Annotated in this window: 17 protein-coding genes; 9 read left to right on the plus strand and 8 right to left on the minus strand. The window is 46.5% G+C overall.

The window, feature by feature from the left end; all coding sequences use genetic code 11:
• Positions 1-501 precede the first annotated feature (501 nt).
• The 4 genes from HQRW_RS09320 to HQRW_RS16135 all read right to left on the minus strand — a co-directional run bounded on the left by HQRW_RS09320 (position 502) and on the right by HQRW_RS16135 (position 3,724).
• Positions 502-693, minus strand: a complete 192-nt coding sequence (locus tag HQRW_RS09320) for a DUF7525 family protein (protein WP_014556393.1) — start codon at positions 691-693, stop codon at positions 502-504.
• Positions 694-740: 47 nt separating this feature from the next.
• Positions 741-1,772 (minus strand): phosphate signaling complex PhoU family protein, encoded by a 1,032-nt coding sequence (locus tag HQRW_RS09325; protein WP_011571968.1) that lies wholly within the window; start codon positions 1,770-1,772, stop codon positions 741-743.
• A gap of 49 nt (positions 1,773-1,821) precedes the next feature.
• Positions 1,822-2,922 carry an ATP-NAD kinase family protein gene (locus HQRW_RS09330; protein ID WP_014556394.1) on the minus strand — a complete coding sequence of 367 codons (1,101 nt, stop codon included), beginning with the start codon at positions 2,920-2,922 and terminating at the stop codon, positions 1,822-1,824.
• A gap of 643 nt (positions 2,923-3,565) precedes the next feature.
• Positions 3,566-3,724 carry a DUF7563 family protein gene (locus tag HQRW_RS16135; protein ID WP_011571970.1) on the minus strand — a complete coding sequence of 53 codons (159 nt, stop codon included), beginning with the start codon at positions 3,722-3,724 and terminating at the stop codon, positions 3,566-3,568.
• Positions 3,725-4,126: 402 nt separating this feature from the next.
• Here HQRW_RS16135 and HQRW_RS09335 point away from each other — a divergent pair, with 402 nt between their 5' ends.
• Together HQRW_RS09335 and HQRW_RS09340 are read left to right on the plus strand one after the other, a co-directional pair.
• Positions 4,127-5,362, plus strand: coding sequence for a histidine kinase (locus HQRW_RS09335; RefSeq protein WP_014556395.1), 1,236 nt, complete (start codon positions 4,127-4,129; stop codon positions 5,360-5,362).
• 481 nt (positions 5,363-5,843) lie between these two features.
• Entirely contained in the window at positions 5,844-7,700 is a 1,857-nt protein-coding gene (locus HQRW_RS09340; RefSeq protein ID WP_014556396.1) for a bacterio-opsin activator domain-containing protein, read from the plus strand.
• 220 nt (positions 7,701-7,920) lie between these two features.
• Here HQRW_RS09340 and HQRW_RS09345 read toward each other — a convergent pair whose 3' ends face one another.
• A complete protein-coding gene (locus tag HQRW_RS09345; RefSeq protein WP_014556397.1) occupies positions 7,921-8,358 on the minus strand; it encodes a response regulator in 438 nt (145 codons plus the stop codon).
• A gap of 226 nt (positions 8,359-8,584) precedes the next feature.
• Positions 8,585-8,785 carry a DUF7835 family putative zinc beta-ribbon protein gene (locus HQRW_RS16965; protein ID WP_014556398.1) on the minus strand — a complete coding sequence of 67 codons (201 nt, stop codon included), beginning with the start codon at positions 8,783-8,785 and terminating at the stop codon, positions 8,585-8,587.
• A gap of 875 nt (positions 8,786-9,660) precedes the next feature.
• On the opposite strand from HQRW_RS16965, the gene HQRW_RS09355 reads away from it, so the two are divergent.
• Positions 9,661-12,519, plus strand: coding sequence for a DEAD/DEAH box helicase (locus HQRW_RS09355; protein ID WP_014556399.1), 2,859 nt, complete (start codon positions 9,661-9,663; stop codon positions 12,517-12,519).
• A 101-nt stretch (positions 12,520-12,620) separates the two neighbouring features.
• Here the strand turns inward: HQRW_RS09355 and HQRW_RS09360 are convergent, their stop codons facing one another.
• The gene (locus HQRW_RS09360) at positions 12,621-14,918 is read right to left on the minus strand and encodes an AAA family ATPase (protein WP_014556400.1); all 2,298 of its coding nucleotides are present in this window, start codon (positions 14,916-14,918) and stop codon (positions 12,621-12,623) included.
• A gap of 121 nt (positions 14,919-15,039) precedes the next feature.
• Here HQRW_RS09360 and HQRW_RS09365 point away from each other — a divergent pair, with 121 nt between their 5' ends.
• The 6 genes from HQRW_RS09365 (at position 15,040) to HQRW_RS16140 (ending at position 20,164) form a co-directional block, all read left to right on the plus strand.
• Entirely contained in the window at positions 15,040-16,371 is a 1,332-nt protein-coding gene (locus HQRW_RS09365; protein ID WP_231852303.1) for an ABC transporter substrate-binding protein, read from the plus strand.
• 15 nt (positions 16,372-16,386) lie between these two features.
• Complete coding sequence (locus HQRW_RS09370; RefSeq protein WP_014556402.1) at positions 16,387-17,271, plus strand: branched-chain amino acid ABC transporter permease; 885 nt, start codon at positions 16,387-16,389, stop codon at positions 17,269-17,271.
• The gene (locus HQRW_RS09375; RefSeq protein ID WP_014556403.1) at positions 17,271-18,338 is read left to right on the plus strand and encodes a branched-chain amino acid ABC transporter permease; all 1,068 of its coding nucleotides are present in this window, start codon (positions 17,271-17,273) and stop codon (positions 18,336-18,338) included. The genes HQRW_RS09370 and HQRW_RS09375 overlap by 1 nt, the downstream gene beginning before the upstream one ends.
• Positions 18,339-18,396: 58 nt before the next feature.
• Positions 18,397-19,179 carry an ABC transporter ATP-binding protein gene (locus HQRW_RS09380; protein ID WP_014556404.1) on the plus strand — a complete coding sequence of 261 codons (783 nt, stop codon included), beginning with the start codon at positions 18,397-18,399 and terminating at the stop codon, positions 19,177-19,179.
• Positions 19,172-19,912 carry an ABC transporter ATP-binding protein gene (locus tag HQRW_RS09385; protein ID WP_014556405.1) on the plus strand — a complete coding sequence of 247 codons (741 nt, stop codon included), beginning with the start codon at positions 19,172-19,174 and terminating at the stop codon, positions 19,910-19,912. Before HQRW_RS09380 ends, HQRW_RS09385 begins: the two co-directional genes overlap by 8 nt.
• Positions 19,913-20,026: 114 nt before the next feature.
• Positions 20,027-20,164, plus strand: coding sequence for a DUF7128 family protein (locus tag HQRW_RS16140; protein WP_011571981.1), 138 nt, complete (start codon positions 20,027-20,029; stop codon positions 20,162-20,164).
• A 167-nt stretch (positions 20,165-20,331) separates the two neighbouring features.
• On the opposite strand, the gene HQRW_RS09395 is transcribed toward HQRW_RS16140, so the two are convergent.
• On the minus strand, positions 20,332-20,790 hold the full coding sequence (locus HQRW_RS09395; protein ID WP_014556406.1) for a DUF5796 family protein: 459 nt from the start codon (positions 20,788-20,790) through the stop codon (positions 20,332-20,334).
• Positions 20,791-20,909 lie beyond the last annotated feature (119 nt).

A 20,909-nucleotide genomic window follows, 5' to 3' on the forward strand; every position in this document is an offset into this window, starting at 1 on the left:
GTGTTGGTTGTGCCACCAGGAGCTTCGGTCAATATCACTGTCACCGGACTCGGAGTTATTTGTATTATTGACGAGAGTCCGATGGTTGTTGTTTGATCCCCATATGGGGCATATTCTGTTTCCAGCGTTGGCGGACACTCACACTCACACTCATACTCGAACCGCCACCTTTCGGGCACTCGGCTACATCGGGGTCAGAGCCAATACGCCGTTGCCCAGTAAACCGTTTGAAAACCACAGTATGACAGCGCGTATTCACGCCGTGAACAGGCGTGGTATTGCGCCTGTACCATTTATAAACCCTCATAAGAAGTGCTGAAACAACGAGAAAAGATAATATTATTTGGTATGATATACCCTTAGCAGATCACATAAAAATGAAGATATAGATGTGTGATTCAATTGTTATCTGTATTATTACATTCGTCAGCACTCGATAGCTCAATAGTGATAATATAAAAGATTCGAGAGCAAAACCTCGTCTTCAGAGCGAGAGGGATATCAAGAGTATATGTGATTTGCTGAAACAGCGAATGAGGCGGCAATTACAGCAAGCGCGAATCCACCTGCTGCAAGTAATTGATCACCAGTGAACCCTGCGGCGAGCATCCCGACAACGCCGATTAATGTGAGTAACGAAAACAGGATTGTCAGGCCAAACCGCTTATCTGAGACGGTCGTAGCAGTCCCCATAGTAATTTAGTTTGGAGGCGATGACTTATGTTATTCGTTCGTTGTAATTATCTAATTTTAACGTGTTCGCATTCCTCATTTAATGCGAGATTTGCTGCGATTTCTGCATTACGCATTGCATACTGTGCTGTTTGTTGTAAACTAACAAGCACTTCACGAATTTGTAATAAATTATCATTGTCCATTTCAGGGAGATCAGAGAGGATTTCATCCTCACGATCACTGATCTGTTGGAATAACGTTCGAGCAGTGATTGTTTTATCATAATTTCGCTCAACGACGGCATTCACAGCAATCTGAGTGATCTCATCGACTTGATCAGTAAACTCTCGGATACGGCGCATCGTCCCAGTGTCAACATCAAGGGTATGCTCATCCGCATCACCGACAATCGTCGCAATATCCTCAGCATTATCTGCAATAAGTTCAAGATTTTTTGCAACAGATCGATATCCAATAAGTGGGAAGCCAGAGTTTAAATCAACAGCACGGGCAAGATTTGGATTTTGATATGCGGTGAAGATGAGTCTTAATAAAAGAACAAATATCTTGTTCGCCTGTCGCTCGCGATTCAATGCTCGTTGTGCAAGATCAGCATTTCCATGCGCAAGTGCTTTAATACCTTCACCACGCATCGTGCTTCCTGTGTTCTCAAGTCGTTCAAGTAGATTATCAAGTGTAAAGTCCTCTGGATCGACTGAACAACGGATTGCAATCCGTTCTGGCGTCTCCTCAATGACTCCAAGACCCATAAGTTGTGTTTCTGCACTATACACGGCATTGATATGTTCAGAATCAAGTGCAGCATCTTCACGTTCAATATGAATAACCCGTCGTCCAAGAACGTACTGTGCAACAATAGCACGCTCAAGTGCATTTGCATTGAGATTATCTGCGAGAATTGAGGCTGATGAGTCTTCTTGACTTGCAGACTCTGGAAGGACAGTCAGTGTTCCTTTTCCACCCATTCTAAGGGACACTTCATCGCCCTTGTTGACCTCATTTTCTTTTGCCCACTCTGCTGGCAATGTCATCGCCAATGTTGATGGGCCGAGCCGCTGTACCTTGCGTGTCTCCATATGTCATGGGATAACTTCAGTACCCTTAATCTTCACCATATGGAATTAATTACGTTATTTCAATTATCTGACGTTCAACCCGGCCAATACGGACTCGGGTCCATCCGCGAAGTTCAGCATCAAGTACAGGGTCGCCTGTATCAACATGCAATTGCCCGGTGGTTTCGAGTTTTGTGGGGGAGGCAACGATTTTAATCTCGCATCGGCGGAGCACCGCAGGGGAGAGTTGTGGATTACCACGACCAAAGATGAACCCTTGCCCACCGATTGGAGAGACAATAATAATATTTTCACCATCTGCGTCAGTCTCTGCCAGAATACTACTCTCAGTTGCATCACGAGCTTGAACCTCTCCATCAGCCCACACATCGATGCCAAGTGGGGTGAAATCAATACCAAGTTTAGATTCGATTGCACCGACAGTACTGCCAGATCCGAAAATGATCGTTTTATCACTCGCTTGAATATCAGCAGCAACACCCGCAGCCACTGCTTCGACGCTTCCATCACCGCGCTGTTTTGCTGATTGTACCCGATCAGCGACTGGTACAGACACGACTGCTTGTAGATTAGGACTGACACTATCAGGTGCTTCACCTGCGCGATATGCCTCTTCATCAATGTCAACGATTTCGCGACGTTCGGTGCGATCGAAAGTGATTGCAACCTGTGCAGCGTCCTCAGGGGCAACCGCAAAAACAGAAGAATATACCTTCACACCGGCTGGAACCCCAAGGATCGGGATAGTCGACTCTGACAGAGCAGTCGCAACATCCGCTGCTGTTCCATCGCCACCAACGAATAGTATGAGATCAACATCAGTCTCAATAAATTTGGTGACTGCCAGTCGAGTGTCTTTCGCCGTTGTTCGGTGATTATTCGTGTATTCACCTGGGGTCCCAAGTATAATCGGGTCTATACCGGCGTCTGTCGCTACTTCTTCACCCATCGGTGCTCCCCACGTGAAGAGTTGATATTCATCGTGGGTATCAAGATTCGCGCTGAGCGCCTGTAATGTTCGCTTTGCCCGTTCTGGTGCGCGAGGTTCGGCACCACGGTCACGAGCCGCAGCAACCTTTCCATCAGTGCCTTTGAGACCAACGCGACCGCCCATCCCGGCAATAGGATTCACTACGAAGCCGATGCGCATGCATTAATCCCGGGGAGTGGGTATATAAAAGACCCGTGACAGACACTAGTGCGCATGACAGAACTCAGATGAATTCAATTAGTTAGACTCTATTATTATTGATTTGTCATTAAATATGAATGAATAGGGTCGTGTGAAGTACCTCAGGGTCAAGCCCCGGGGCTTCACCGTTTGGGGTCTGCACAGCACCCGCAGGCGAATTTAATTCCCTCCGACCTTCCCCGTGAGGGGTCGGCTGGAATTAACACCCGAACTCCGCGAGGAGTCCGTGGAGGTCGGCGGCTTCACTCCGCCCGTTGAAACCCCCGTCGCACCACCATAGTAGCGGATTTTGAGAGCGGCCACATTTCCAAACTGTCAAACGACCAGCGAAGGAAATGAGGTCTTCATTTCCATACTTTGATGGGTTGTTTCTGGTCGTTGTCACCGTGTGAAACGCTAGAAATAATTAAATTTGTGGCATATAGTGACGGCATTCACCCTCGGGGTCAAGCCCCGAGGCACTCTGCCTGTTAATCCGTAGATATACCGATATTATCGCACAATAGACTATGAGATGTTAATATCCGAATATTACGTAAGAATATTATCCCCGGAACATTCAACGTATTTACATATAATTATATAGGATATGCTGTAGTTATTATGAAACGCGTTTTGCTCGAGCTTCACGGACCTCTGCACCTTCACGAATGATGTCCTCACACTGTGGACACACTCGTGCGTGATTCAGTCCCTCTGGTGCGAACACACGAACATAGTCTCGAGAGACAAATGAACCACAATTTTGACATTCAGGCATAACATTTCACCTCGGTTGCAATTGGTCGAATAAAACCCACCATGTTCGGTTATACTATTCTCTGGAATCCATCTAATAATCAGCCCTACATATATAGGGAGTTGCGTGAATCATCGCAGTGAAGTATCGATTAATATGTAGTAAATTTAGAGTATTTACTTTTACTTACCAGTAGTCATTCAAATTAAATCCATCACACGGTCAAAAATACCAACAGTTCTATATAGATTGGTTGATGTATTATATCCAATTTGTATTAGTTCTTGTCGCACTGGTAGTTTTATCAGAGACAAGATAAGTATCTTGAGGCGATTCATTAGAGCGTCAACGGACAGTAACATTATCATTCTTGAGAGATTTGATACTAGATAGGATAGCAGTATATCTAGATTTCGAGGATCTATGAGTCGAGAATCTGATCAATCGTCTATCAGCGCTGCAGAAAATAATCATCTCAGTCGTATTACTGATCCAGTATTCGCAATCAACACCGACTTTGAGATTACCTATGCGAACCCAACGATGGAGGCGGTATTCGGTAGTGATAGACTCACTGGACGGTCCCTTACTGATATCGTTGCATCCGGTCAAGAGAATCGACTATATATTGCATGTGAGACTGCAAGTAAACATCAAAACCCAATACAGATTCAGATTTCCTCTCATGCTCTTGTTGATCCTGATATTTCTTCAATCGCTGTGACAGACATCCCGGACACAGCATATCACGCTCGCATCTTCCCGTCTGAGACAGGCGTGACAGTGTATCTCTTTGGGTATATGAATTCAACAAGCACGGATACAAACGCGAAGATAAATACCAGTACTAGTACCAGTACATCTACGACGGAATCTTCACAGCAAGAATCATCAACAGGTGCCACACACGTGCGTGATCATCTTGTATTTATGAATCAAATTATTCGGCATGACCTTCTCAACGGACTAAATGTGATCAGTGCACGAGCAGATATTCTCTCTGAATTTGTTGAGTCGGTTGGTGAGTCTCATCTTGAGACTGTTAACAGTCGTGTCAATGAAATGGTTACATTACTTGAAGTGATGCAGTCAATAACAGATATCAAACTTGAGGATAATACCCATTCTCACTCACCACAATCACTTCAGAAAGCTGTTCAAACGGCGATTGATGCGCTCGATACAAGATATCGTGAGCGGATTACCGTTTCTGGTTCAGTGCCAGATGTCACTGTGCAAGCTGATGAGCATCTTTCAAAGGTATTCAGTAATCTGTTTGCTAGTATATTAAGAGGAGAAGATGGTGTTAGCACCGCTGAATCGGCAATAACAATCAATGCATATACGCAGAATGACCCGAATCGGCTCGAAGCACCATTACAAACGGATGTACACAACAACAGCGTTGACCATGATCAAGATGATTCGATTGCGACAACAGCAGTAATCACCATTACTTCATCAAAGGGCAGTATTTCAATAAAAGCACAGCAACATCTCACTGCAACGGATATCAATAATCTTGCATCCCCTGATGATGGATTCGGTCTGTATCTCGTTGGAAGACTGATTGATAGCTATGATGGGTCCGTCCTCGTCAATCAAGAGAGTGAAAATGAAAAAACGATAATTACGGTTGTGTTGCTACAGACAGATTGAGCTGGTACCTGATATAGAGGCACCAGCAATATAACAAGAGTTCCACACGGAGCAGGGTCAACTCGGCGAGAGGACGCCCAGGACTGCAAAGCGGAGGATTAAGTACCCAATCGACGACAAGAATTAAGATATCCGCCGGCAGTGCTAGAATTCATAATACGCTATTTTATTCAATTCCGAGGGTAAGACCCCTTCCTCAAACAGCGAACAGAGCGTATCGAAGTGAGCAAGTGAAGCGTGGCTCGTTTGAGGCGTCGGACGGGACTCGATACAATGCTGATGCGAACAGTGCGGCGAATATGCCTCAAAAGGTCATAACTAAGTCGAATTTAGACTTTTCAGTTCAAAGAAGGGTATAGAGCGGAATATGGACATCCCACCACCAGTGAGCACACCAAGTCGTCAGTGTGTTGACAATCGACCAATGCCGTCATATCCCGGGAGTATTTTATTTACTCGCACACGTTGCGTACGTACGACAATGGCTGTTCAAGACGGTGATGGCAATCATATAGCACGAACAGCGCCAGATCCGAGCGTTCTCATTGTTGACGATGATAAGGATCTTGCCGATACATGTGAGTATTGGCTTCGTGATGATTTTGTGGTTCGTGTTGCATATAGTGGGCAGGCAGCGCTTGAGGCGATCGATGACGCCGTTGACGTAGTATTACTTGATCGGCGAATGCCAGGGCTCTCTGGGGATGAAGTGCTCACGGAACTTCGTGATCGTGATTTCGACTGTCGAGTTGCAATGATGACCGCTGTCGAACCTGATACTGATATTGTCGATATGGCATTTGATGAGTATCTTGTCAAGCCTGTTGACGAACAAGATGTCATTGGAACTGTCGAGGAATTACTTGTTCGGGGAGAGTTCAAAGACACAGTGCGTGAGTACTTCGCACTTGAATCAATCGAGACAATATTGACCAATCGTGATAGTGATGACCTCCATGATCCAACTGTACTTACAGATATCAAAACACAACTCGATGAACTGCGAGCAACGCAAGAGTCGACAATCAAAGAGCGTGAACAACAACTGAAACGTGCACGAGAAATAAACAGTCTTCTCCGCACTGTCGATAGCGTACTTGTGGATGGGTCAACGCGTCAAGAGCTTGAATCAGCAGTGTGCACATCAGTCGTTGAGACAGGGAATTATGATGGTGCATGGATTGCTCGATACGATGAGGTGATGAGCCATTTCACATGTCAAGCAAATGCAGGATCAAGAGTGCCAGCTGTTGGGTCAGAGATACATGAGAGTAATCCAATCGCCGAGTCAATTCAATGTGCCCTGAAGAATGACTCCGTCAAGACCGCCAGCAAAGATACAAATGTTGATAATACCGTTATCATCGCCCCAGTTACATATCGTGATGCAACATACGGCACTCTTGCCGTGACCGTCCATGGGTCGGCAAGTAGTGAAGAACAATCAGTATTTGATGAGATTGGCGATCGACTTGGTCATAGTATAAATGCTGTCGAATCAAAGCGCCTGCTGTATGAGGATGCAGCTATTGAGTTAGAGTTTGAGCATACGGACACTCGCGATATACTCGTTGATCTTTCAGTTGAATTTAATACAGAAGTCCGAGTTGAAGGACTTTCACCGACAGCCGATGGTGTTGTTTCTGCGTATGTTGTTATTGATGGAGCTGATGCAGACACTGTTCTTTCGATGCTATCCCCGCTTGAGGCTATCATTAACGCCCGTGTCGTCACCGATGAGCCAACAGAAACGTTATTTGAGTTGCAGTTGGTGGATGCATCTGTACTACTTCCCCTTGTTGAGTTTGGAAGCGCTGTTGAGTCACTTGTTGCAACAGATGGTAACGGCAGTGTCACCATCCGTGTGCCATCACAGTCAAACCCACGGACTATTATCAATACAATTCAATCATCATTCCCAGATATCACCGTCACAGCGAAACGAAAGGTAGACAATAACGTTCAGTCACTGAATTCATTCAAACGACGACTTGAGGAGATACTAACCACGCGACAACTTGACGTACTTGAGACAGCCCTGACATCTGGATATTTTGAATGGCCACGTGATAGTACAGCAGAACAGGTTGCAGATTCACTTGGAATTGCGGCACCGACATTTCATGAACATCTTCGTTCGGGTGAGCGTAAGCTCATGAAGACATTCTTCGCAGAACGGAAACGAGCGCGCGAAAATGGAAGAAGTAAAACCGAAATATCATCGACACTAGAAGCAGAAACACACCTAGACTCGGATGTAGACGTAGACGCAGGCGTAGATTCAGATACAAATGAAGGCTCAACAACAGAAAGTGAAGTGAATTCAGAACTCAATTGAGAAGTTAACAACCGCGAATTTTCGGTTGCTATCAATTTTGATTGTGTGTGCTTGCAGGTGCTGTCGGTTTTACAGGTGGTCGAGGAGAATACCCTGGAGCTTGACCCCGAGGCGATTCACGAACGCCATTCTTACTCCAACAGCGCAAGCAAAATGACTCGGGACGATTCACCAGCAAGAGATGTAATTATTACTGGTAAGATATGTTGGTATGAATACATTAATCTGATGATTCCGCAGAGCGGCTTGGCATGAAATCACTGATCGTATCAAGTAAATCAGTCTTTGAGATTGGTTTTTGAATGCGTCCATCGAATGGAGACGGCTCAGATTTGTCTGTGATCATATGATTGTGTGTATGCGACCAGTGACTGTGATTAATTGATGACGCAGTAAGGAGAATCATTTTTGGGTTGCCTGCTCGGTCTTGCAGTTGTGTACATACTTCATCACCAGAAAGCCCTGGCATTCGCCGGTCGACGATGACGATGTCAACAGAGTCATCGTATATATCAACAGCTTCTGTTCCAGTGTATGCTGTTCGAACATCGTATTGATCAGCAAGCCAAAGCGCAACGCTATCGGTAAGCGCAGACTCATCATCGGCAATGAGAACCGTTGTATTCTGTTCAGACGGTCGTGTAGCGGGTGTGGACACAGTTTTTGAGTGATAATATTTGCTAGGGTTGCAATTCAAGATATTTCAGTTGCGGTGCATTATCTGCAATTGGCAATGATTCGTCTGAATCCCAATATAGCATTAAGACAATTAACTGGGATTATTTAGCATATAATTGAGTATCAATCCATATATTCGATTATCCATTCAATTTCAAAGGATCGGATCCTCAACTCATCGTTGTCGATAATAGATTTCACTATCGTCAGGCATCATTCATGCGCTGAGCAATCTGTTCACCACAGTGTTGACATTCGGTCACACGGTATGGTTCACGCGAGAACGCACGGTTTGTTTCTTTTGTGCTTTCGGTCCGTAGATCAATAGATACCTTATGCGGGGTTCGCGTGTCACAGACATCGCAATATTCCGTAAGCGTACTCAGTTTGGGTCTACTTTTCGACATTGGTTTGTTCTCATAAGATGTAATGTGATAGTCTTAATTCAGTACCCACCCTACATGATTAGGGATAAATGAAAGTCGAACGGACACAATTGACAAGTACGCAGTCGTCTGGTCCATGTCACGGATTTTAATATGGTAATGACAATTCATATCGCTATCATTTCGTTCTCTTAGATCCGTATTCTCTTATCATATCTGTTGCTCGCATCTTACAGAGCGGATCTATCTGATCAGGTTGGAATGGTCGGGTGAATTTAGAGTTCAGATCTGTGTGAGAATATGCGTATACAGAATCAAGGAGAATACCTGCGGTTCAGCCGCAGGATGAATCCGACAACTCGGAGTCAATCTACGCTACGAAAGCCACTCTGAGACTTGACAATCCGTAACCTAAACTGATAGGCAGTTCTACATATCGATAGGAATCAGGCTGGGAACCGAGCGATTCCCTCCAGTCCGACGATGGCGGCCTGTCCGCCCCAAGCAATGAGACAATAATCCGAACCAGTCAGGTGAACGGTCGGTTCCTCTCATGAATCGATGCAGTGCCCGACTGCTTGAAAACAGCACAGAGAGTAACTCCAAGTCGAGTGAGACTGACGGAAGAATTTGTGGCAAAAACAACACAAGAGTTTCGCTTCAGTTGAGGATAGAACTACCGGGGGCTGAGATATGGCACTTCCAGCAGTTCTACCCGCGACAGCCCATGAACCCCACACGGATTCTCACCGCATTGGGGTTCGGCAGAATTGCAAACCTGCAATTTCCAATGTTCACGGTCAGGATTCCTTCCGCGTTTACGCGGAGGAGGATGTCAATTCCACTCGCAGTGTCTGTTGATAACCGTTATCCGGCCGCCAGTGGTATAATATGTAATGGCAGACGGTACCGCCACGCGAGGTGCAGACGTTTTTAGCGAGTTCAGCGCGCCGGTTCGGGAGGCGCTATCTGAGCGAGGATTCACCACACCAACAGAGCCACAGCGCCGTGCGATTCCACCATTGGCACATGACAGGAATGCACTCGTCATTGCGCCAACGGGAACAGGGAAGACAGAGACAGCGATGCTTCCCGTCTTCGATGCAATTGCTGAAAGCGATTTTGATGATTCCGAGCGTGAGGGATTCTCCGCACTGTATATTACACCACTTCGAGCACTTAATCGAGATATGCGTGATCGGCTTACATGGTGGGGTGAGACGCTTGATATTGATATTGACGTCAGACATGGTGATACAACGCAGTATCAACGGCGTCAGCAAGCTGAGGACCCACCAGATGTGCTTGTGACGACACCTGAAACATTACAAGCAATGCTTACCGGGTCAAAGCTTAGAAAAGCACTTGCTGGGGTTGACCACGTTGTTGTTGATGAGGTGCACGAACTTGCTGCTGCAAAACGAGGTGTACAATTGTCAGTTGCGCTTGAGCGGCTTCAAGTACTTGCGGGATCATTTCAGCGAATTGGACTCTCAGCAACAGTTGGATCCCCAACGGAGGTCGCCCGATTTCTGACGGGTGATCGGTCATTTGAGGTCATTGAGATTGATGCTGGTAGCGCGATTGAGTTTTCTGTTCATCACCCAACAGTTACTCAAAAAGATGAACAACTGTCACGTGAGTTAGCGACTGATGAGACGATTGCAAGTCACGTCCGTGTCATTCGAGATATCGTTTCGGATCATAGTTCGACTCTTATATTCGTCAATACACGGCAGACGGCTGAGGCGCTAGGGTCACGATTTAAAAAACTTGGTGAGCCAATTGAGGTTCATCATGGATCACTTTCAAAAGATGTTCGTATCGACGTTGAGGATAGATTCAAGAATGGCTCGTTAGATGGGCTTGTTTGCACCTCTTCGATGGAGTTAGGTATCGATGTTGGAGAGGTTGATCACGTCGTGCAATATGGGAGTCCTCGAGAGGTCGCACGACTGCTACAGCGAGTGGGACGGGCTGGACATCATCGTGATCGTATCTCACATGGAACGGTCATTACCTCATCACCGGATGATACACTTGAAGCGCTGGCAATTGCGCGACGCGCCACGGAGGGTATTGTCGAGCCTGCACGGATTCATCATGCGAGTCTCGATACTGTTGCGAATCAAATTATCGGCATTGTGATGGATGAAGGGGAGGTATCAGCTCGTCGAGCATATCAAATTGTGACAGCTGCGTATCCATTCGCCAACCTGGATAAACAGACATTTCGAGAGATCATACGGGAATTATCGTCAAATCGGCTTGTGTGGCTTGAAGAGGATGCGGATCGGCTTGAGAAATCCAGCGGGACGTGGCAGTACTTCTATGCGAATCTCTCGATGATTCCTGACGAGGAAACATATGATGTATACGATATGTCCTCACGCGGGCAGATTGGGACGCTTGATGAGCGATTTGTATTGAATTTTGCCGAACCGGGGGCTGCGTTTATTCAGCGTGGCGAAATGTGGCGGATTAATGATATTGATGATGATGAAACCCAGGTAAATGTAACACCAATTGAAGACCCGAGTGGTGAGGTGCCATCATGGACTGGTGCTGAGATTCCAGTCCCTGCACACGTTGCAAATGAGGTCGGTGAAATGCGCGCTGCGGCTGCAAAGCAACTTGCGACAGGCGCAAATAAAGAAGCCGTAGGGCGAGATCTCGCGAGACGATATCCTGCAGATGTCTCAACAATTACATCTGCGATCGAGCCGATTGAAAGACAGGTTATTGGTGAATATCCGATTCCAACAGCAGATCGTCTTGTGATCGAAGCACAAGCACAAACCGTCGTAATAAATAGCCCGCATGGGCATCGAATCAATGAGACACTTGGACGCTTACTCGCAGCGCTTGTTGGTCAGCGGACTGGTGCCTCTGTTGGGTTGGATGTCAGTCCATATCGAATTGAATTGGAACTTCCAAGACAGGCGTCGATTGGTGATGTCACCGCTGTTTTCGATGAAACAGACCCAATGCATGTTGAAGCAATCCTTGAGTTGGCGTTAAAAAAGGCAGATGCACTGAAGTTCACACTTGCACAGGTTGCCGCGAAGTTTGGTGCACTTAAACGGTATCAAGGACGTGAACGGTTTGGTGGGGACCGACTGATGGCTGCTCTTGAAGATACACCGGTGTATGATGAAGCAGTTCGAGAGGTATTCCATACTGACCTTGCAGTTCCAGAGACAACAGCACTTCTTGAACGGTATCATACTGATGAACTGACAATAGCAATAACACGTGAGCGAACACCAATTGGAGTTGACGGGCGGTCACATGGAAAGGAACTCCTTGTGCCTTCGAATGCCGATGCCGGAGTGATTGAAGCGGTACGTGATCGAATTCAAGATGATAATGTGCGATTACTGTGTTTGCATTGTACAGACTGGGAGCAAAAAAAGCCAGTACGTCGGGTTCGTGACCAACCACGATGTCCACGATGTGAGGCGACTCGCATCGCATGTTTAAACCCATGGGACGAGGATACTCCAAAGGCAGTTCGTGGTGGGACACTCGAAGATGACACCGACGCTGATAGACTTCAGCGGCGTGCACACCGATCTGCAAGTCTTATCCAGAGTCATGGAAAACAAGCGGCGATTGCTCTTGCTGCCCGTGGGGTTGGACCACAGACAGCCGCTCGAATTATCGGAAATCTTCGCGAGGATGAAACAGAGTTCTACCGGGATATTCTCAAACAAGAACAGCAGTACGCACGGACGCAATCGTTTTGGGACTGATTTTAGCCTGATTTCAGGCGCTAAGCCCTCTTCCTCTAGGAGCAACGCAGTGAGCGAAGCGACCGAGTAGCGCAGTAGGCAGGGGTAGTTCACATGATATATCAGTAGATATCGTCGCCATTATCATGCATTGTGCTGTCTTCACCACGGTTTTCAGTTGGTTCAATCGAGTCGAGTGCTGTTTCGAAATGTGATCGTGTAAGGACAATCTCATCAGCGTGTTCGTTTGCGGTCGCGCCGTCATATTCAGTGGTGACAGATTCAATTGCACGAACCGATGCATCGCGAACCATTGCCTCAATATCTGCGCCGACATATCCTGCGGTTTTACCAACAAGTTCATCACGGTCAATATTATCAGCAAGTGGCTTACCAGCAAGATGAATCTCTAGAATCGCACGACGTGCTGCGGCATCTGGACGTGGGACCGCAATATGCGATTCGAGTCGACCAGGACGAAGCAATGCAGAGTCAATTGTATCTCGTCGATTCGTCGCTGCAAGCACAACTAGATTTGGATGATCAGTAATCCGATCAAGTTCGGTGAGTAGTTGTGACACGACACGATCACCAACGCCACTGTCGGTGCCACCGCCTGCTCGATTCGCTGCGACTGCATCAATCTCGTCGAAGAAAATAATTGCTGGAGCGGCTTGTCGAGCCCGTTCAAACACTTCTCTGACGGCTTTCTCGGACTCACCAACATATCGATCAAGTAGTTCTGGACCGGCAACTTCGACAAAATTAATCTCAGCTTCACCGGCAATCGCACGGGCAAGTAACGTCTTTCCAGTTCCTGGTGGTCCGTATAATAATGCACCTGTTGGCGGGTCTGTATTGACCGAATCAAAAAGCGGACCGTAGGTAAGTGGCCATATGACTGCCCGTTCAAGTGTCTGTTTCGCTGCATCAAGCCCACCGACGTCATCGAAGGTTGTCGTGGGCGACTCAGCGACATATTCACGAATTGCTGATGGGTCAACAGCTGCCATTGCATCCATCATATCCTCACGTGTGACGGAGAGTGAGGTGAGCGTCTCAGCAGCGTCATCATCACGACGACCACGACGGAGTGCTGCCATTGCTGCCTCAGTGCTAAGCGATTCAAGATCAGCACCAACAAATCCATGCGTCTGTGCTGCAAGGCGGTCAAGATCGATATTATCCGCAAGTGGCATCTGTCGCGTGTGAACAGCAAGGATTTCACGTCGCCCTTTCTCGTCTGGAACACCAATCTCAATTTCACGGTCAAATCGACCGCCACGACGAAGCGCAGGGTCAAGCGTATCAATGCGGTTTGTCGCTCCGACAACGACGACATCACCACGAGCATCAAGTCCATCCATGAGTGAAAGCAACTGTCCAACGATACGGTTTTCTACATCACCACCATCATCACGAGCAGGCGCGATTGAGTCAATCTCATCGAAAAAGACGATTGAGGGTGCCTCCTCACGAGCCATCTCAAACTTCTCTCGAAGTTGCTCTTCAGATTCACCCTTGTATTTCGACATGATCTCTGGTCCAGAGATATTGATAAACGTTGCATCAACCTCGTTGGCGACAGCTTTTGCAATGAGCGTTTTTCCGGTTCCTGGAGGACCATGTAATAATACGCCTTTTGGGGGGTCAACACCGAGATGTGTGAATACCGTTGGTGCTGATAACGGAAGCTCAATCATCTCTCGAACCAATTCAAGTTCATCATCAAGCCCACCAATATCCTCATACGTAACAGTGGGTGATTGTGCAACTGATGATTCGCTTTCGATTGAGTCGGATGTGGATACAGGCGTTGTTGATGTATCGTCTTGATTGTCGTTTGTTGTCTCATTGCCTGTCCTGCCGCGTTGTGTTCCCGTTGAAGTCGAGAAAACACGGTCATCCGTTGATGACTGTCCCCGTCGGGTAAGTCGGAGTGTCGTCGTGTCAGTAACGCGAACCTGACCTTCTGGGCGTGTTTCAGTGACGACAAATGGCTTATCACTCACTGACTCAAACCGAATTTGACCATCAGCCTGGATTGGGCGATCACGGAGTGCCCGTTTGATTAATTCAACCGCACGATCTTCATCCGCAAAGGAAACATCTGGCGGCATTGATAGCGTGACTGATCGAGCATCATCAACACCTATCGGATGAATGCGAACTGTATCTCCAATGGTCACATCAGCATTCGTTCGTGTATCAGCATCAACAAGGACAATACTCTCCGAGACACTACCATTAGCTGGCCATACTTTAGCGACTGTCTCACGACTGCCAATGATCAATACTGTATCACCACTGAGGACACCGAGTTGCTGTCGGGCTGACTCAGGGAGACGAGCAATCCCACGCCCTGCATCACTTTTTTCTGCACCACGAACAGTCAGAGAGATAGCATTGTCCTTATCCATATATTATATTGGGCTCACGCGCTCTTTTGTCTTGTCCGTCGATTGCTGATGACGTCAACCGTGAAAATAGCGTAGCCAACTGCATCATATCATTTATGTTTCCCCTTACTGAATGTACTCTATGATACAACGGCGTAAATTCGTAGCCGGAACTGGTGCGGCTACGGTTGCCGCGTTAGCGGGTTGTTCTGGAAGCTCAGACACTGGCGATGGATCCAGTGGGGAGAACACTGCGGCGGGGGGTGCCGAGACAACGACGAACGAGAGTGACGGCGAAATGACTGCTGAGGCAATTCCTGTCGGGGTATTATTACCATTTTCCGGTGAATACGCATGGGTTGGGGAGAACGTGCTCCCTGTTGTACGGATGCTTGCACAGGAGATTAACGAACAGGGTGGAATCAATGACCGTCAGATAACCCTCGTCCAAGGTGACACGGAGGGGTCACCCTCTGCGTCATTATCAGCAGCAAAGAAATTAATCACCGTTGAAAATGTGGCGGGGATTATTGGTCCAACATCAATCACAATGTCTGCCGTGTTTGATCTATTTCAGACCAATGAGGTGCCGGTTGTGACACCAACAGCAGGCACAACCTCACTTGATGACCGTGGTGGTGAGTACGTCTTCCGGACAGTGCCATCTGATGCACTTGGTGGGCGCGCTATTGCACGAGCACTCCGTAATGAGAGGTATAATAATATTGCCAGCTATTCAGATATGGCGCTGATGGTCGGGAATAAAGAGGTATTTCAGTCATTCAAGACTCCAATCAAGAGTTCATTTGCCGAATTTGGTGGAACCATCACTGAGACAATCAATTTCAAAACTGGGAAAGCATCGTATGAAAGCGAGATGCAGACCGTCATGAACACCGACCCGGCAGTTACCGTCCTTGTCGGATCAAAAGATGACAGTATCAAAATTATGCGAGCTGCATTTCAGGCTGGCTATGAAGGGAATTGGTATGTCACACAAGATCAGACGACTGAGGTCTTTCTTACTGAAGCTCCAGAAGAAGTCACGAATAATATACTTGGACTCCAATCAGCAACATATCAGGCTGCCGAAGAGAAGGGACGAATTGAGAGATTTAAACAGCGTGTACAGGAGTTCACAGGTTCAGAACCACGGTTATTTGCACGTAACGCGTATGATGCAATGAATGTTCTTGGTCTTGCAATGAAGGTAACAGCAGCTGCTGATAATAAAATCACATCAACGAATGTCGCAGACAATATCCGGACCGTAACAGACCCATCAGGCGCAGTTGTCACAGACTATACGCAGGGTGCATCCACCATCGATGATCAGAGCACACTTGATTATCGGGGACTCATTGGTCCAATCAACTTTGATGAGCATGGCGATGTCAGCTCGCCGTTTGCAATCATGCAATCAAAGGATGGATCCTGGGCAGAAACAGCAGTGATTCCAGCAAGCGAACTCTAATATTCGGCTTATTCTATGTCTGGAGTTATTACACAATTCATACAAACACTAATTTATGGACTGATTGAGGGTAGCGTTATTTCTGTTGGTGCGGTTGGGTTAACATTATCATACGGTGTGACTCGGTTTATTAACTTTGCATATGGAGAATTCCTGACATACGGTGCATATATCACATTCTTTCTATCTGGGACCGGAATTGGTATTTCATTATCGCTTCCGGTCTCGGTGGTCGGTGCGGTTTTATTAGTCGGAGTCTTTGGCGTCATCATTTCACGAGTCTTTTTCGAGCCACTATCGACCCGGGGACCAATTCCACTGCTCATCACTTCAATTGGCGTTGCATTTATTCTTCGATACTCGTTGACGGCTGCTGTGGGTGTATCAGCACGGCAACTTCCAGTGCCCTTGATGCGTCCAGTCGAATTCTTTGGTGTTGGCACAACACCAATTCGTGCAACAGTATTTGTTGTTGCAATTGCGACGATGCTGCTTATTCATATTCTTCTCAAATATACAATGCTTGGAAAAACAATGCGGGCAACAAGTGGTAATCGAAACCTCGCTGAGATCGCTGGAATCGATACCAAAGGTGTTATTCGACGAACATGGTTCATCTCTGCGGGTGCAGGTGCACTTGCCGGCGTGCTTTATGCAATACTATTTGCACCCTTTCGCCCGACGATTGGATTTGAGTATCTTATCGTCATTTTTGCCGCGACGCTTCTTGGTGGGATTGGTCGTCCATATGGGGCAATGCTCGGCGCAATTGTCGTTGGAATCGCAATGAGTCTTGGCACAACATATCTTTCTGCAGAGTATACAATGGCGTACGCATTCGCTATTCTTGTGGGCGTCTTATTATTCAACCCAACTGGCATTGCCGGGAGTGAGATCTGATGAGCACTGTGAATTTGATCACGCTCATTTCACTGCCTGGGTGGAGTTCATTTCTGCTCACTGTATTGACCATTGCAGGTATTTATTCATTGTTAACAGTTGGACTGAATATTCATTATGGATATACCGGATTGATTAATTTTGGACATGTTGCATTCTTCGCAGCAGGTGCATATGCCGCAGCGTTATTGACAATCCCCCCGCCGGCGCAAACTATTGGTGCAGAGTACATATTTGGGTTGAACCTCCCGATGCCAATCGGCTTTCTCATCAGTCTTATCGGTGCTACAATCACTGGCGGTCTCCTCTCAGCATGTATCGGCATGACAAGTGCTCGTCTTGGAAGTCATTATCTTGCAATTGCGACATTTGCTCTTGCCGGAATATTCGGCAGCGTTCTTGAGAATGAAGCATGGCTGACAAACGGCTCATTTGGACTGAATAATGTCCCAAGACCCGGACGTGCAGCGATGGGTGCTATCGAATGGGAGGTATTGTATTTCATTTTTGTTATTATTGTATTAGTGAGCGTCATGATTGTGCTCACCCGATTGACTCATTCACCATTTGGTCGTTTATTGAAAGGCGTTCGCGAAAATGAAGATGCTGCGAAGATGCTTGGAAAAGATATTACACGGGTGAAACTCACTTCATTTGCGATTGGTGGCGCAGTTGCAGGTCTCGCTGGTGGGCTTTATGCACACTATATTGGAAGTGTCGTTGTTCAGCAGTTCGTGCCATCAGTGACATTTACAATCTGGGCGGCGTTGCTCCTTGGTGGAGTTGCCTCAAATAGTGGTGCTATCTTTGGTGCATTCTTACTTATTGGATTTCAAGAATCGACGCGCTTTCTGAGCAATATATATGATGGACTACTTGCAGTGTTACCTGAGATTATAGCCAATACATTGCGTATCTTAATTCAACCACTGCCAGATCACCCATCATTTGTCCCAAGTCTACGGTTCGTCGTCATTGGCGTATTGATCGTATGTGTGATTCGATATCAACCTGAGGGCGTCTTTGGTGATTCGCGAGAGATTGAGGCGATTGGTGAGGAAGAATAATCCATCAACACACAACGAACAGTGAGTAAGTAAAAAGGAAAATCAAAAATTAAATAAAATGACGGCATCAGATACCCCGCTGTTATTGATCGAGGATGTTGTGAAGCGATTTGGCGGCTTAACAGCAGTTGACCACGTCTCATTTACTGTTAAATCAAACTCAATCACTGGGCTCATTGGACCGAACGGGGCTGGCAAGTCAACATTATTTAATTGTATTACAGGGATCGTTCAGCCTGACTCAGGCACAATCCAATTAGATGGTGTGAAAATACAAGAGAAGTCTCCAAATCAGATTGCACAACATGGACTGGGACGAACATTCCAGACGCCGAAGATATTCCGTGGAATGAGCGTTCGAGAAAATCTTGCGTTTGCTGCACCTCTACAGCATGGTGAAAGACCAGTGTCAACCCTGATTCACCCTCAGAAAATTAAAGAAGAGGAGACAGCGGTTCAATCGCGAGTTGAAGACACCTTGGAGTTTTTATCATTAGATCATCTTGCCGACGAGTACGCCAGCGGATTATCTGGTGGTCAGCGAAAATTACTCGAGTTGGGTCGTGTGCTGATGCTTGATCCAGACCTGATTCTGCTTGATGAACCGATGGCAGGAGTCAATCCAGCGCTGACAAATGAATTGCTTGACCGACTGCATGAACTTACCAATCGTGGACGGACAATCTTACTCATCGAACACGATATGGATCTTATAATGAATCATTGTGACCGTGTCGTTGTTTTGCATAACGGGCAAACACTCGCGAGTGGGTCACCGTCACTTGTCCAAGATGATGAACGCGTTATCGAAGCATATCTAGGAGATGTTATTGATGAGTGATTCAAGTCTTGAGACTATTCCGACAATTGATGATGCGCTTTTTTCAGCACGGGATATTGAAACAGGATATGGAGAGTTACAGGTATTGTATGGTGTTGATATCGATATTCGCCAGAATGAGATCGTATTAGTGTTTGGTCCAAATGGAGCCGGGAAATCAACACTTATCAAAGCTCTGTATCAACGGTTGCCACTTTGGGGCGGGGAAGTCGAAATCGATGGCTCAGATCTCTCAGATGTCAACTCAAATCAGATGATTGAACACGGAATCGGATTTGTTCCACAAACAGAAAATGTGTTTCCGAATCTCACCGTTGCAGAGAATCTTGATATCGGGGCAATACATGTTACCAACCCTGAATCGCGACGAGCGGCGTTATTGGAATTATTCCCACGATTAAAAGAACGTCTCATGCAGACCGCTGAGACACTCTCTGGGGGCGAACGACAGATGCTCGCAATGGCTCGGGCGTTGATGCCGAATCCGGACTTATTATTCATCGATGAGCCATCTGCAGGACTGTCACCACAACTTATTGAACGCACATTTGATCATATCGCACAAATCAGAGAAAGTGGGACAGCAGTGCTGATGATTGAACAAGATGTAAATGCCGCGTTGTCAGTTGCTGATCGTGGGTATGTTCTTGAGATGGGTGAGAACCGATTTGAGGGCGATGCTATGAGTATCCGAGAATCCCAGCAAATTCGAGATCTGTATCTTGGACGATGATAATATGAAACTGATCGAAACAAAATAACAGCCAATCTGTGGCTGTTTATTGGCGATTTAATTGGGACAGCAATTAGCAGAAGCGTTTTGAGTAATCGTTGTTTTCCCTCTGATATGGTGTCGATGGTTACGCGTGATAGTGATCAATGGTACCAATGTGATAAGTGTGAAATGTTATTTGATAATGAAGCAGACGCGAAAACACATGAAGAACACTGTGAGGGTGATGAAGAACCGTCATACCTACAATAGTAATTAACTGATATAATTTTTAAGCTATTTACTGAGGATTAACATATATATTGTGTTCAAAAACTGAGGCTTCTTCAATATTTGATATTTAATATTTGATATTTATCTAAGGTGTGCTCAGGGCATCGCACCGGCTATCATGTAGTCTAATGCACGTTATCAAATTATTATTCTTTATGAGATTCTGCTGAATCGGTTGTCTGCTGTACGAATTCATATGATTGTTCGCTCCAGTCATCCTCAACAAAGACAAATACACGACCACGGGCCGTTTCAGGGTCAGCCTCAATCGTTGTTCGCATTCCATTAAGACGCGAGACTGTAACCCCAGGGAAGACCGTTTCAGACGATCCCTGCTCAAGAACGACACGACCGACACCACTCGATTCAAGCACGTCATCGTGTGTTTTGAGATCATTAATATACAGTAATACACCCTCAGTTTCAGTTGGGTCAGTAACAAGAATATGTGTCTGCTTACCCGGGGGCGTAGTGAATGAGTCGGTGACCGTCTTTGGGACACCCCGATAGAGTGTCTGACGTCCATCAATATACTCAACAGCAACTCCGTGGTCAAGTAATTCGACACCGACGGTCTCTGGGGCAATATCATTTCGTGCGCTCATTGGTTTAATATACACATGGGTTGCTCAAAAGAGCCGTGATGAATTTATCTCGGGGTGGTCATCTTATATCGCCTGTGAACCCACCCCGGGGCAGTCGCCTTGACCGCCTGTACAGATTG

The sequence above is a fragment of the Haloquadratum walsbyi C23 genome, assembly GCF_000237865.1.
Taxonomy (GTDB): domain Archaea; phylum Halobacteriota; class Halobacteria; order Halobacteriales; family Haloferacaceae; genus Haloquadratum; species Haloquadratum walsbyi.

Bases quoted from the DNA above. Each gene is read 5' to 3' on its own strand.
- HQRW_RS09320 (WP_014556393.1), bottom strand. From the start codon at position 693: ATGGGGACTGCTACGACCGTCTCAGATAAGCGGTTTGGCCTGACAATC.
- HQRW_RS09325 (WP_011571968.1), bottom strand. From the start codon at position 1,772: ATGGAGACACGCAAGGTACAGCGGCTCGGCCCATCAACATTGGCGATG.
- HQRW_RS09330 (WP_014556394.1), bottom strand. From the start codon at position 2,922: ATGCGCATCGGCTTCGTAGTGAATCCTATTGCCGGGATGGGCGGTCGC.
- HQRW_RS16135 (WP_011571970.1), bottom strand. From the start codon at position 3,724: ATGCCTGAATGTCAAAATTGTGGTTCATTTGTCTCTCGAGACTATGTT.
- HQRW_RS09335 (WP_014556395.1), top strand. From the start codon at position 4,127: ATGAGTCGAGAATCTGATCAATCGTCTATCAGCGCTGCAGAAAATAAT.
- HQRW_RS09340 (WP_014556396.1), top strand. From the start codon at position 5,844: ATGGCTGTTCAAGACGGTGATGGCAATCATATAGCACGAACAGCGCCA.
- HQRW_RS16965 (WP_014556398.1), bottom strand. From the start codon at position 8,785: ATGTCGAAAAGTAGACCCAAACTGAGTACGCTTACGGAATATTGCGAT.
- HQRW_RS09355 (WP_014556399.1), top strand. From the start codon at position 9,661: ATGGCAGACGGTACCGCCACGCGAGGTGCAGACGTTTTTAGCGAGTTC.
- HQRW_RS09360 (WP_014556400.1), bottom strand. From the start codon at position 14,918: ATGGATAAGGACAATGCTATCTCTCTGACTGTTCGTGGTGCAGAAAAA.
- HQRW_RS09365 (WP_231852303.1), top strand. From the start codon at position 15,040: ATGATACAACGGCGTAAATTCGTAGCCGGAACTGGTGCGGCTACGGTT.
- HQRW_RS09370 (WP_014556402.1), top strand. From the start codon at position 16,387: ATGTCTGGAGTTATTACACAATTCATACAAACACTAATTTATGGACTG.
- HQRW_RS09375 (WP_014556403.1), top strand. From the start codon at position 17,271: ATGAGCACTGTGAATTTGATCACGCTCATTTCACTGCCTGGGTGGAGT.
- HQRW_RS09380 (WP_014556404.1), top strand. From the start codon at position 18,397: ATGACGGCATCAGATACCCCGCTGTTATTGATCGAGGATGTTGTGAAG.
- HQRW_RS09385 (WP_014556405.1), top strand. From the start codon at position 19,172: ATGAGTGATTCAAGTCTTGAGACTATTCCGACAATTGATGATGCGCTT.
- HQRW_RS16140 (WP_011571981.1), top strand. From the start codon at position 20,027: ATGGTGTCGATGGTTACGCGTGATAGTGATCAATGGTACCAATGTGAT.
- HQRW_RS09395 (WP_014556406.1), bottom strand. From the start codon at position 20,790: ATGAGCGCACGAAATGATATTGCCCCAGAGACCGTCGGTGTCGAATTA.